Below are 12,134 nucleotides of genomic sequence, written 5' to 3' on the forward strand. Positions count from 1 at the left end.
TCAGTGCGCCGCACGGATTTCACGCACGCCCTTGTGCAGCCGCCGACGCAACAGATTGCGCAGCGTCACCCCGTCGACATAGCCGACCTTCGCGGCGATGTCATCGACACTGTCGGATGTGGTCTTCAACAAATGGACAGCCTGCTCGACCCGCAGATCCTGAAAATAGGACAGCGGTGTCTTGCCAAGCACATCGTTGACCCGCCGCGACAGCGTGCGCTTGCTGGCTCCCAGTGCCGCAGCAGCTTCGTCTAGGTTGAAGCCGGCGGCGAGATGGCCGCGCGCCCATCGCTCGAAACGCTCGACCAGCGGGTTCGAATGGGCGAGATGATCCGAGATGGCATAGGCCGACTGCAACGGCCGGCTGTCGACGATCAGATATTTGGCGGTCAGCGCCGCAAGCTCCGGGCTTGTCTGGCGAATGACCATCAGAGCGAGGTCGATGTGGCCGAGTGCTGCTCCGGCGGTTGCGAACTGCCCGTCATTGATCAGCATGCGCGAGGCATCGAGCCGCACTTGCGGGTAACGTTGCCGGAACATCGGTGCCAGCCACCAGGTCGTGGTTGACGGCCGACGGTCGAGCAGACCGGTTTCCGCCAGGATGAAAGTACCGATACAGGCCGCCCCGATGCGCGCGCCGGCATCGGCGGCAGCCCGCAATGCCTTGGTCGCCTTGGCAATGTCGCTTCGCTTCAGCGCCTCGCCAAGCGGGCCGGGCATCTTCTGGCCGATCGCGGGGATCACCAGCCAGTCGGGCTCGGGCTCGCTGCCCATCGAGACGACCGGCACCTGAAGGCCTTGCGCGGTGTGGACCATGTCGCTCACCCCGACAATGGTCACGGCCAAACAGCCGGGCGGGGATGCCAGCATCCCTGCCAGCTCATTGGCGGTGCCGAACACGTCGAGCATCGTGGCCAGCCCGGTGTCGAAGACGCCATCAAGCGCGAGGACGGAAATGTTCATGGCAATAATGATATCAAAGATGTCATTTTTGCCAATACGCTTTCCGGTTCGATGCTGCGACTGTTGTTTCGACGGCCGCCTTGGYCGCACAGCGACAAGGAGAAGACAAATGATCAAACTTGCATTGTTCGCACGCTTCGAAGCCAAGCCCGGCAAGGAGAAGGATGTCGCCGCGTTCCTCAACACCGGGCTGCAACTGGCCAATCAGGAAGCCAGGACCCCGATCTGGTTCGCCCTGCAGCTTTCGCCAAGTGTCTTCGGCGTGTTCGATGCCTTTCACGACGAAGCAGGGCGGCAGGCACATCTCACCGGCGAGATTGCCAAGGCGCTGATGGCCAATGCCGAAACGCTGTTCGTTGGCCCGCCGACCATCGACAAGATCGATGTGCTCGGCCTCAAGAACGACGGCTCGGTCTGATCCTTCAGCATGCGAAACGCAATCCGGTCAAGCGCCGGATTGCGCTGGCGAGCCTACGCCTGCGCCACCAGCCAATCCCTTACCTTGCGCGCATTGTCGCTGAGCTCGCGGTTCTTTGGCCAGATGACGTAGAATCCGATGCCGGTCCTCAGCACATGATCCGTCACCGGCACCAACAGGCCTGATGCCACGAGGCGCTCGACGAGATGCCGCCAGCCGAGCGAGATGCCTTGTCCCTCCATGACCGCCTGAATCACCAAGGCATAATCATTGATGCGCAACCCGCGCTCGGCATTACGGAGGCTGGTTCCGGCCGCGGCGAACCATTCGTCCCAGTTCGGGGCTTCGCGGTAGGGCTCCTCGAGATGGATGAGCCGATGCATGGCAAGTTCGGCGACAGTCTCTGGCAACCCAAACCTCGCCAGATAGCTGGGGCCCGCGACCGGGAAGATCTCCTCGTCTGCAAGCAACAGCGAATGATAGTCCGGCCAGTCGCGCGGCACGCCGCCGCGCACGCCGAGCGGGATGCCCTCGGCGATGATGTCGAGGTCGCGGTCTGCGGTCTGGATACGCAGATCAACGCCCGGCAGTTCGTCGCGGAATTGCTGTAGGCGCGGCATCATCCAGAACGAGCCAAAGGCGGTCGAGGCGGCCAGCGTCACATGGCCGCCGGTCGCCTGCAGGCGCAGATCCTCCGCCGACTTGCGGATATGCGACAGTCCGAGCGAGACGTCGGCGTGGAAGCGCTCGCCGGCCTCCGTCAGGAGAACCTGGCGGTGGCGGCGCTGGAAGAGCTTGGCGCCGAGCTGTTCCTCCAGCCCGCGCACGGCGTAGGATACGGCCGCCTGCGTCATGCCGAGCTCGCGCCCGGCGGCGGTGAAGCTCGACAGCCGGCCGGCCGCCTCGAAGACGATCAGACTGCCGGYGGAGGGCAGCAGGTGGCGCAGGCTTCGCATAAGGAGAGTTTATACAAGAGATCAGGATTTTCCAGCGTCACAGCTATATTCCGTCTCGCTAAGTTGACGGGCTGTTGGAGGGATGAGTGCCATGAATGAACCGGCCGTTGCAGTGACCGAACACGCCAACCGCAGAAGCGGCGGTCGCCTGGGGCGCAAGGCGATACGTGGCGCTCCCATAGCCTCGTTTCCTACGCTGGTGCGCCAGATCCCCGCCTATCAGATGGTGCCTGACGAGGCGGTGGAGTTGATCCACCAGGAATCGCTCTTGATCCTCGAAGAGGTCGGTTGTGAATTCCGCGACGATGAGGCGATCGCCCTGTGGAAGGCCGCCGGAGCCGATGTATCCGAGACGCGCGTCCGCATCGACCGTGCGCTCTTGATGGAGTTGGTCTCGAAGGTCCCGCCGGAATTCACCCTCAATGCTCGCAACCCCGAGCGTACCGTCCGCGTCGGCGGCAAGAATTCCATCTTCGTGCCGATGTATGGCGCGCCCTATGTGCGTGACCTCGACAACAACAGGCGGTACGGTTCGCTCGCCGACCTCAGCAATTTTCACAAGCTCGCCTACATGGCGCCGGCGCTGCACTCGTCGAGCTCGGTCATCTGCGAGCCGATGGAAATTGCGGTGCCCAAGCGTCACCTCCACATCATCCATTCGGCGCTGAAGCACTCCGACAAGCCGTTCATGGGCATCGTCACCTCGAAGGAACGCGCCGAAGACACGATGGCGATGGYCGGCATCGTGTTCGGCGAAGAGTTCGTCCGCGACAACCCGGTGCTGGTGTCGATCACCAATTGCAACTCGCCGCTCGTGTGGGACGCCACCATGCTTGACGCCATGAAGGTCTATGCGCGTAACAACCAGCCGTTGATCCTGGCGCCCTTCGCGCTGTGCGGCGCCTCGACCTCGGCCTCTGCCGTCGGCGCGGTGGCGCAAGTCAATGCAGAAGCACTCGCTGGCGTCGCCTTCACGCAGCTCCTGCGTCCGGGGTCGCCGCAGATCTACGGCCAGTTCATGGTGACGGTCGACATGAAGACCGGGGCGCCGATGGGCGGCACGCCGGAGGCCGCCCAGATGATGTACCTGATGGGCGCGCTGGCCCGGAAATACCGGCTGCCTTGGCGCACGTCCGGCTTCCATGTCGGCTCGAAGCTCAATGACGCCCAGGCCGGCTACGAGGCGAACATGCTGATGCACGCCGCCATCCTCGCCGGCGCCAACTACATCTGGCACTCGGCCGGATGGCTGGAGGCGGGGCTCACCTGCGGCTATTCGAAATTCGCCACCGACTGCGAGCAGCTTATCGGCTGGTACAAATATGCAGGCGGCCTTCCGTTCGACGATTTCAAGGAAGCGATGGCCGCGATCCGCGAGGTGGGGCCGCAGGGCCATTTCCTCGGCACCCAGCACACGCTCGAACATTTCGAGTCCGCTTTCTTCATGCCCACCATCATGGACTTCAATTCGTACGAACAGTGGAAGGCCGAAGGCGCGAAGGACCACGACACGCGCGGCCGCGAGAAGGCGCGCAACATGCTGGCCGACTATGAGGAGCCGAAGCTCGACGAGGGCATCGCCGAGGGTCTCAAGGATTTTATCGCGCGCCGTGAGGAAAAACTGCCGAACAGCGTTAGTTGATGTGACAGGCGAAGACCTGACGGAACAACCAAGGGAGGAAAACATGACGCTCTTCAGAAGCAATGGCGACCGCGTGCCGGGCGCTATCGAGACAATGGCGAAAGAGACGCGTGCAGGCCGCATGGACCGGCGCGAATTCCTGGCGCTGGCCAGCGCCTTCGGCGCGTCGACGGCTTTCGCCTATGGTATGATCGGCCTTGCCGCGCCGACAAAGGCCCTGGCCGATGAACCGAAAAAGGGTGGAACGCTGCATGTCGCGATGTCGGTCAAGGCGCAGAAGGATCCGCGCACCTATGACTGGACCGAGATGGCAAACGTCACCCGTTGTTGGCTGGAGCCGCTCGTCCGCTATACGCACCAGTTCACTTTCGAGCCGGTCCTGCTCGAAAGCTGGGACGTCAATGACGACGCCACCGAATACACCCTGCATCTGCGCAAAGGCATCACCTGGAACAACGGCGATGCCTTCAACGCTGATGACGTGGTCTCCAATCTGAACCGCTGGTGCGAGAAGGGTGCTTCCGGCAATTCCATGGCGGCACGCGTCGGCGCGCTGATCGACACAAAGACCGGCAAGGCCAGGGATGGCGCTATCACCAAGGTCGATGACCTCACGGTCAAGCTGAAGCTGACCGAACCCGACATCGCGATCATACCGGGCTTCACCGACTATCCGGCGCTGGTCGTGCATCGCGACTTCGATAAGGATGGCGCCGACCCGATCAAGAAGCCGATCGGTACCGGACCTTTCGAGTTGGTGTCTTATGCAGTGGGTTCGAAGGCGATCGTCAAGCGTCGCGAGAACGGCAAGTGGTGGGGCGGTGAAACACCGCTCGACGGTGTCGAGTTCATCGACTACGGCACCGACTTCAACGCCACGCTGAATGCCTTCGAATCTGGCGAGATCGACCTCGATTTCGAAACGCCGGCCGACTTCATCGACGCCCTCGACAAGATGGATCTGGTGAAATCGGAGGTCGCGACGGCGACCACGCTCGTTGCCCGCACCAACATCACCCACAAGCCCTATGACGACCAGCGGGTGCGCAATGCGCTGCAGATGGCCGTCGACAACAATGCCGTCATGCAGCTCGGCTACGCCGGGCTCGGCACGGTTGGCGAGAACCACCACGTCGCCCCGATCCATCCCGAATACTATCCGCTGCCCAAGAAGACACGCGATGCCGCCGCCGCCAAGAAGCTGATGGCGGATGCCGGGCAGGCCGACTTCGAGCACGAGCTGATCACCGTCGAGGACGAATGGCAGAAGAACACCGGCGATGCGATCGCCGGCCAATTGCGCGACGCCGGCATCAAGGTGAAGCGTACGGTGCTGCCGGGCTCGACCTTCTGGAACGACTGGACGAAGTATCCGTACTCGATGACCATCTGGTACATGCGGCCGCTGGGCGTCCAGGTGCTGGCGCTCGGCTATCGCTCGGGCGAGGCCTGGAACGAAACGGCCTATGCCAACCCCGATTTCGACGCCAAGCTGAAGCAGGCGCTTTCGCTGGCCGATCCTGCCAAGCGCAAGGAGGTGATGAAGGACGTCGAGCAGATCCTGCAGGATTCCGGCGTCATCATCCAGCCGTTCTGGCAGAAGCTCTACTGCCACATGAGCAAGAAGGTGAAGAACTACGGAATGCACCAGACCTACGAAATGGACTTCCAGAACGTTTGGCTGGACGCCTGATTTAACTCCCGAGACCTACAAGCAAATGCCGCCGGCACCTATGACAAAGGTGCCGGCGGCCCGCAAATCACTGACAAGCAATTGGCGCAGGCAAAATGTCCGACGACGAGATCATCCTTTCCGAACTTTCCGACGACGAGTTGGTGCAGCAGATGCACGACGATCTCTATGACGGGCTGAAGGAAGAGATCGAGGAAGGCACCAACATCCTGCTCGAGCGCGGCTGGGYGCCTTACAAGGTGCTGACCGAAGCGCTGGTCGAAGGCATGCGCATCGTCGGCGAGGATTTTCGCGACGGCATCCTGTTCGTTCCCGAAGTGCTGTTGTCGGCCAAYGCGATGAAGGCCGGCATGTTCATCCTGCGTCCGCTGCTTGCCGCCACCGGCGCGCCGAAGCAGGGCAAGATGGTCATCGGCACCGTCAAGGGCGACATCCACGACATCGGCAAGAACCTCGTCGRCATGATGATGGAAGGTGCCGGCTTCGACGTCATCGACCTCGGCATCAACAATGCGGTCGARAAATATCTCGAYGCRATCGARCAGCACCAGCCCGACATCATCGGCATGTCGGCACTGCTGACCACGACCATGCCCTACATGAAGGTCGTCATCGACACGATGAAGGAAAAGGGCATCCGCGACGATTATGTCGTGCTGGTCGGCGGTGCGCCACTGAACGAGGAATTCGGCAAGGCCGTCGGCGCCGATGCCTATTGCCGCGACGCCGCAGTGGCGGTCGAGACCGCCAAGGACTTCATGAAGCGCAAGCACAACGTCCGCGCTTCGGCGTGATTGGCCAATCCGGCATGGACAATGGAAAAAGCCGCGCCTTGCAGCGCGGCTTTTTTGTTCCCAAGTGGTGGGTGAGGCTGTGTGCGGATCAGGGCTTGGTGACGGTGTCCTCGACCGCCCTGGCCGTCGATTTGACATCTTTGCCGACGCCGCGGACGGTGTTCGCACATGCCGTAAGGGCCAGGGCGCAGGCAAGGATGGCTATCGGCGCGATGCGTAACAGTTTCATGGACGGTGTCTCCCTCAATAGATAAATTAGCCCCGCAGCAACGAAGGCCGGCTCGACTGGTTCCATGGCCAAGATACAAAAAACGAAACCGAATCAAGACGACAGGCTGCTCGTCATCGCCTGTGGGATGATTGCGCGCGAAGTTCTGGCCGTCAAGGAACAGCTCGGACTGGATCACCTCGATCTGACCTGCCTGCCGGCGGAATTTCATTTCTATCCGGATCGCATCGCGCCGGCCATGGACAAGGCCATCGAGAAGGCCAAGGCGGACGGCTACGAACACATCTTCGTCGGCTATGCCGATTGCGGCACCGGTGGCCTGCTCGACCGGATCTGCGAGAAGCACGGCGTCGAGCGCATGGCCGGCCCGCATTGCTTTGCCTTCTATCAAGGCATGGAGGCCTATGCGAAGATCGCCGACGACGACATGATGTCCTTCTACATGACCGATTTCCTGTGCCGTCAGTTCGACGCCTTCTTCATGAAGCCGCTCGGCCTCGACAAGCACCCGGAGTTGATMAAGGACTATTTCGGCAATTACGAGAAGCTGATCTACCTCGCCCAGACCGACGATCCGGAGTTGGACAAGGTGGCGGAAAAAGCCGCAAAATTGCTCGGCCTCGCCTATGAGCGCCGGGCGACCGGCTATGGCGACCTGACGGCCGGAATGGCGCAGGCCGCGGCACACGCTGGCTAGGCGGCGCCCACTTCCGTCCGCAACTCCGCCAGCACATCGGCAAAGCTCGTCCGGCAGACGAAACCCAGCCGGTCGCTTGCCCGCGAGGCGTCATAGACGCGGTCGATGCAGCCAAACATCGTCCAGCCTTTTCGCGCGTAGAGCGCCGGAAAGTCCGGAAAATAGCGCGCGACGACCGACGGGGCGTCGGCGATCAGTGCGGCGCAATCATCGGGCCGGAACGGCGTCGGCGCCGAGACGATGAAAATGTCGAAACCGAGCCGCGGCGCCTTTTCGAGGGCAAGGATGTGGGCAGCGGCCGCGTCATCCACCGTCAACCGGCGAAACAGCAGTTCATTGGCCTTGGTGTTTGCATCCGACTGTTTGATCGCATGCGCCATGTCGTCGGCTTCGGGAAAGAAGCGGGCGGTGCGCAACACCACCACCGGCAGGCCATGCTGGATATGATAGAGGCGGCAAAGATGTTCGGCCGAAAGCTTGGTGACGCCATAGATGTTGCGCGGCTCGGGCGACATCGCCTCGGTCAGCCAGGCGGCCTTGCGCGCACCACCCTCGAACCCGTCGCGTATCGCCTGCGAAATCATCAGTGAGGTCGTCGACGTGAAGACGAAACGCTCCACGCCGGACACCGCCGCCGCGTCGAGCAGGTTCAACGTGCCTTGCACGTTGGTGGCGACAAAATCAGTGTTGGCGCGGTGCTCGATATTGGGCTTGTGCAGCGCACCGCTGTGGATGATCGCCTCGATCTGGTTGTCGCGGACAGTGCGTAGGACCAGATCACGATCGGCGATCGAGCCGACAATCCGGGTCTCTCTCGATGGAACGGGATCGAGGCCTGTGACATCGTGGCCGAGGGCCCGCAGCCGCGGCGACAGCGCGCTGCCCAGCCAACCCGACGATCCCGTGAGCAAGATTCGCATTCGTCACACCATGATTTTTGACCGTGACGCTGTTAAGCACGGATGACAGGCGCCAGCGACCCGATAGTTTTGCACCAGGTCAGCAGCGGCGCTGCTCGAGACATCAACCGGGAGGCCTCCTATGATCCTTCGTCCACTGCTCGCCGCTGTCGGTCTGCTCTGCTGTACCCTTCCCGCCCTTGCCGATGGTGAGGTGCAGAAACTGATCACCGCCGCCGACAAGACACGGCTCGACAAATATGGCGAGACCCGCAAGGAGGCGCTGGCCGAGGCGAAGGCGGGAGATCCCGCCGAGGTCAAGCAGCTCGACGCCTTGCTGGCAAAACCGCTGGTGGCGTTTTCCGACAAGGACCTGACCGGCAACTGGCAGTGCCGCACCATCAAGGCCGGCGGACCATTACCGCTCGTCATCTATGGCTGGTTCAAGTGCAAGGTGACCGACGACGGCTCCGGCTGGCGACTGGAAAAGATCAGCGGCTCGCAACGCACCAAGGGCCGTTTCTTCGACGATGGCGAGAAGCGCGCGATCTATCTTGGCTCGGCCTACGTCAACAGCGATCCGGCAAAACCCTATGGCAGTGGCCCGCAAACCGACCAGGTCGGCTATGCCTTCCGCAACAGCGCCAGCCAATGGCGCATTGAATTTCCAGCACCCTATTACGAATCGAAGCTCGACATCATCGAGTTCAAGCGCTGAGCGTGGTCATCAAGATTTAACCCCATTCCGGCACAAATCCGGCCAGCATGCGGCAGCCGGCCGCGTGCAAGGCAGGAAAGCGGGCCATGTCTTCACGGGTTGGAACCAGCGCGTCGATCGTCGTCGTGACCGGCGGCGGCCAGCATGTCTGGGCCATGATCAACGCAATCGCCGATCGCGTCGGTCCCGTCAGCGTCATCCTCGAAACCCCTGAATCCAAAAAGCAATTGCTGCGTGGTCGGGCTCGCCGCCAGGGTTGGGTCTCGGCCATGGGCCAGCTTGGCACGATGGTGTTGAGCAGGGTGGGCAAGCGGCTGCTGGCTCGCCATGGCGCGCGATTGATCGCCGAGGAGAGACTGGAGGTTGAGCCGCGACCAGGCCAGGAGATTATCCAGGTGGCCTCGGCCAATGGGCCTGAGTGCCTGCAGGCGATCCAAAAGATCCGGCCAGGCGTCGTGCTGCTCAACGGTTGCCGACTGATCTCGGCCGAGATGCTGCGCAAAATGCCCTGTCCGGTGCTCAACTATCACGCCGGCATCACACCAAAATACCGCGGCATGAATGGCGGCTATTGGGCTCTGGCATCAGGCGATCTGCAGAATTTCGGCACCACCGTGCATCTGGTCGATGCCGGCGTCGATACGGGCGCAGTGCTGAAACAGGTGCGCGCTCAGCCCAAACGCGGCGACAGCATTTCGAGCTACGCGCTGCGCCAGGCGGCGTTTTCGCGCGACATCTGCGTCGAAGCGGTCAGCGACGTGCTGGCCGGAAAACTTGCCACCATCGACCCGGGCCTGCCGTCGAAACAATGGTATCACCCGACAATCTGGTTCTACCTCTGGACAGGCCTGCGAACCGGCATCTGGTAGCGCAATCATGGTCCGCGATCGGGTGCACCGCGCCGGCCTTTCCGACGCATCGAACCTGCCGCCGGCACACGCCGCGAACGAATAAACGCACCTTTCATTTTACGACATCCGAATGCGTCGCTTTTGAATGCGCGCGCGTCGTCCCATAACAAGCGGCCCAACTGCGCTTCCGGCAATGCTCGCTCCATCGAGGAGTGAGAATTCATGGCCGATCTGATCGTCGTCTACTGGCGCGACATCCCTGCCCAGGTCATCGTCAAGAAGGGCCGGCAGAACGCCAAGCGCGAACTGCCGCTGCGCTTCACCGAAGCGATTGACATGTGCGCCATGCGCACCGGCGCCGGCGGCACCGATGACTATCTGGCCGAATGGCGCAAGGCCGATCCTGTTCCGGTTGGCGACGACCTCGAAGCCGAGGTCGAGAAGGCGTTCCAGGACATCGACATGACATACGACCGTGAGCGGCTGGTCGCTCTTGTCAAGGCGGGCGGCAAAGAAAATGTCTGATACCCAGCCAACGGTTACCCAGGCCACTCTKGTCAAGAAGGCAGCACCGAAATCCGACTACAAGCCGGCCGACGTGTCGCCGCAGCGGCGCGTGCAGCGTTCCTTCGCGGTCAGACTATGGTCGGTACGGCACTCGCGATTGCTCGAATGGTTCTATGCCAGATTCGCCGACATGTTCCTGCTCCTCCACCCCTTGTGGAAGGGAATCGGCTACGGCCGTGTCGAAGGGCCGGTCAAATTTGTCGAGAAGCGCGTCAAGGGCTTCATGTTCGACTGCCGCATGTGTGGCCAATGCATATTGTCCTCGACCGGCATGTCGTGCCCGATGAACTGCCCCAAGCAATTGCGCAACGGCCCTTGCGGCGGCGTGCGCGCCAACGGCAATTGCGAGGTCGAGCCTGATATGCCCTGCGTCTGGGTCAAGGCCTGGGAAGGCTCGCAGAATATGGTCCACAATGACAGGATCCTGACCGTGCAGAAGCCGGTCGATCAGTCGCTGCGCGAAACCTCGGCCTGGTTGCGGGTCACCGCGCAGGCGGCCGCCGCGCGCGAAGCCGCCGCTGCCGCCAAGAATGGCGCGGCAAACACCGGGGCATCGGCATGATCGGAAGCCAGCGCGACGAGAACCCGGCCGGCATCCATCTGCCGCTCGACCCCCTGCCCGGCCACACCTCGCGCGGCCGGCTGGAACGTGTCCTGCGGCGTGGTGAATTCGCGGTCACGACCGAACTCAACCCGCCCGACAGCGCCGACCCGGAAGACGTCTACAACCGGGCGAAGATCTTCGACGGCTGGGTTGACGCCATCAACGCCGTCGACGCCTCGGGTGCCAACTGCCACATGTCGTCGGTTGGCATCTGTGCGCTTTTGACCCGCATGGGCTATGCGCCGATCATGCAGATCGCCTGCCGCGACAAAAACCGCATCGCCATTCAGGGCGACGTGCTGGGCGGGGCTGCGATGGGCGTCGCCAACATGCTGTGCCTGACCGGCGACGGCGTGCAGGCCGGCGACCAGCCCGGCGCCAAGCCGGTCTTCGACCTCGACTGCATGTCGCTCCTGGAAACCTGCCGCGTCATGCGCGACAACGGCAAGTTCCTGTCCGGCCGCAAGCTGACGACGCCGCCGCAGCTTTTCCTTGGTGCCGCGATCAATCCGTTCGCACCGCCGATCGATTTCCGCCCGCATCGGTTGGGCAAGAAGATCGCCGCCGGCGCGCAATTCGTGCAGAGCCAGTATTGTTTCGACGTGCCGATGTTCCGCACCTACATGCAGAAAGTGCGCGACCTCGGCTACACCGAACAGTGCTTCATCCTGGTTGGCGTCGGACCGCTGGCCTCGGCCAAGACAGCCAAGTGGATCCGCTCCAACGTGCCGGGCATTCACATCCCCGATTCGGTCATCAAGCGGCTGGAGGGCGCGCAGGACCAGAAGAAGGAAGGCAAGCAGCTCTGCATCGACATCATCAATGAGGTGAAGGAAATCTCCGGCGTCTCCGGCGTCCATGTGATGKCCTATCGCCAGGAGGAATATGTCGCCGAGATCGTCGATGAATCGGGCGTGCTGAAGGGCCGCCAGCCATGGAAACGCGAAATCCGTCGCGACGACCAGATGGTCGCCGACCGGCTCGGGCACATACTGCACGACGACATTACCGAAACGCAGGTGGACATGGTGAAGACCGCTCACTGACGGCCTGGACGGTCACCCGTTCGCTTGAACGAAACCAGACAACGATATAAAGAAATC

Annotated in this window: 14 protein-coding genes; 10 read left to right on the top strand and 4 right to left on the bottom strand. The window is 62.2% G+C overall.

All coding sequences use genetic code 11. The features are described 5' to 3' along the window. A complete protein-coding gene (locus tag ACXJ7R_RS13785; RefSeq protein ID WP_457152314.1) occupies positions 1–963 on the bottom strand; it encodes a GlxA family transcriptional regulator in 963 nt (320 codons plus the stop codon). Positions 964–1,072: 109 nt separating this feature from the next. Here ACXJ7R_RS13785 and ACXJ7R_RS13790 point away from each other — a divergent pair, with 109 nt between their 5' ends. Continuing rightward, the gene (locus ACXJ7R_RS13790) at positions 1,073–1,381 is read left to right on the top strand and encodes a putative quinol monooxygenase (protein ID WP_457152315.1); all 309 of its coding nucleotides are present in this window, start codon (positions 1,073–1,075) and stop codon (positions 1,379–1,381) included. Between the two features lie 53 nt (positions 1,382–1,434). Here ACXJ7R_RS13790 and ACXJ7R_RS13795 read toward each other — a convergent pair whose 3' ends face one another. Further along, the gene (locus ACXJ7R_RS13795; protein ID WP_457152316.1) at positions 1,435–2,337 is read right to left on the bottom strand and encodes a LysR substrate-binding domain-containing protein; all 903 of its coding nucleotides are present in this window, start codon (positions 2,335–2,337) and stop codon (positions 1,435–1,437) included. A gap of 91 nt (positions 2,338–2,428) precedes the next feature. On the opposite strand from ACXJ7R_RS13795, the gene ACXJ7R_RS13800 reads away from it, so the two are divergent. From ACXJ7R_RS13800 to ACXJ7R_RS13810, 3 genes are all read left to right on the top strand, one after another. Then, positions 2,429–3,979 (top strand): trimethylamine methyltransferase family protein, encoded by a 1,551-nt coding sequence (locus ACXJ7R_RS13800; RefSeq protein WP_457152317.1) that lies wholly within the window; start codon positions 2,429–2,431, stop codon positions 3,977–3,979. A gap of 43 nt (positions 3,980–4,022) precedes the next feature. Continuing rightward, a complete protein-coding gene (locus tag ACXJ7R_RS13805; protein ID WP_095086675.1) occupies positions 4,023–5,672 on the top strand; it encodes an ABC transporter substrate-binding protein in 1,650 nt (549 codons plus the stop codon). Between the two features lie 95 nt (positions 5,673–5,767). Continuing rightward, positions 5,768–6,466, top strand: coding sequence for a corrinoid protein (locus ACXJ7R_RS13810; RefSeq protein ID WP_457152318.1), 699 nt, complete (start codon positions 5,768–5,770; stop codon positions 6,464–6,466). An 88-nt stretch (positions 6,467–6,554) separates the two neighbouring features. On the opposite strand, the gene ACXJ7R_RS13815 is transcribed toward ACXJ7R_RS13810, so the two are convergent. Beyond that, positions 6,555–6,695, bottom strand: a complete 141-nt coding sequence (locus ACXJ7R_RS13815; protein WP_095087994.1) for an entericidin A/B family lipoprotein — start codon at positions 6,693–6,695, stop codon at positions 6,555–6,557. 64 nt (positions 6,696–6,759) lie between these two features. On the opposite strand from ACXJ7R_RS13815, the gene ACXJ7R_RS13820 reads away from it, so the two are divergent. Then, positions 6,760–7,392: a DUF1638 domain-containing protein gene (locus ACXJ7R_RS13820; protein ID WP_457152319.1), complete on the top strand. Its 633-nt coding sequence runs from the start codon at positions 6,760–6,762 to the stop codon at positions 7,390–7,392. On the opposite strand, the gene ACXJ7R_RS13825 is transcribed toward ACXJ7R_RS13820, so the two are convergent. Continuing rightward, positions 7,389–8,312 (bottom strand): NAD-dependent epimerase/dehydratase family protein, encoded by a 924-nt coding sequence (locus ACXJ7R_RS13825; RefSeq protein ID WP_457152320.1) that lies wholly within the window; start codon positions 8,310–8,312, stop codon positions 7,389–7,391. The two genes, ACXJ7R_RS13820 and ACXJ7R_RS13825, sit on opposite strands and share 4 nt — an antisense overlap. A gap of 121 nt (positions 8,313–8,433) precedes the next feature. Here ACXJ7R_RS13825 and ACXJ7R_RS13830 point away from each other — a divergent pair, with 121 nt between their 5' ends. The 5 genes from ACXJ7R_RS13830 to ACXJ7R_RS13850 all read left to right on the top strand — a co-directional run bounded on the left by ACXJ7R_RS13830 (position 8,434) and on the right by ACXJ7R_RS13850 (position 12,077). Beyond that, positions 8,434–9,009, top strand: a complete 576-nt coding sequence (locus ACXJ7R_RS13830) for a DUF4893 domain-containing protein (protein WP_457152321.1) — start codon at positions 8,434–8,436, stop codon at positions 9,007–9,009. An 86-nt stretch (positions 9,010–9,095) separates the two neighbouring features. Continuing rightward, positions 9,096–9,878 carry a formyl transferase gene (locus tag ACXJ7R_RS13835; protein ID WP_457152322.1) on the top strand — a complete coding sequence of 261 codons (783 nt, stop codon included), beginning with the start codon at positions 9,096–9,098 and terminating at the stop codon, positions 9,876–9,878. A gap of 204 nt (positions 9,879–10,082) precedes the next feature. After that, positions 10,083–10,385, top strand: coding sequence for a virulence factor (locus ACXJ7R_RS13840; RefSeq protein WP_457152323.1), 303 nt, complete (start codon positions 10,083–10,085; stop codon positions 10,383–10,385). After that, the gene (locus tag ACXJ7R_RS13845; RefSeq protein WP_184873530.1) at positions 10,378–10,989 is read left to right on the top strand and encodes a methylenetetrahydrofolate reductase C-terminal domain-containing protein; all 612 of its coding nucleotides are present in this window, start codon (positions 10,378–10,380) and stop codon (positions 10,987–10,989) included. The genes ACXJ7R_RS13840 and ACXJ7R_RS13845 overlap by 8 nt, the downstream gene beginning before the upstream one ends. Next, the gene (locus ACXJ7R_RS13850; protein WP_457152324.1) at positions 10,986–12,077 is read left to right on the top strand and encodes a methylenetetrahydrofolate reductase; all 1,092 of its coding nucleotides are present in this window, start codon (positions 10,986–10,988) and stop codon (positions 12,075–12,077) included. Before ACXJ7R_RS13845 ends, ACXJ7R_RS13850 begins: the two co-directional genes overlap by 4 nt. Positions 12,078–12,134: the final 57 nt, after the last annotated feature.

The sequence above is a fragment of the Mesorhizobium sp. P5_C1 genome, assembly GCF_054049815.1.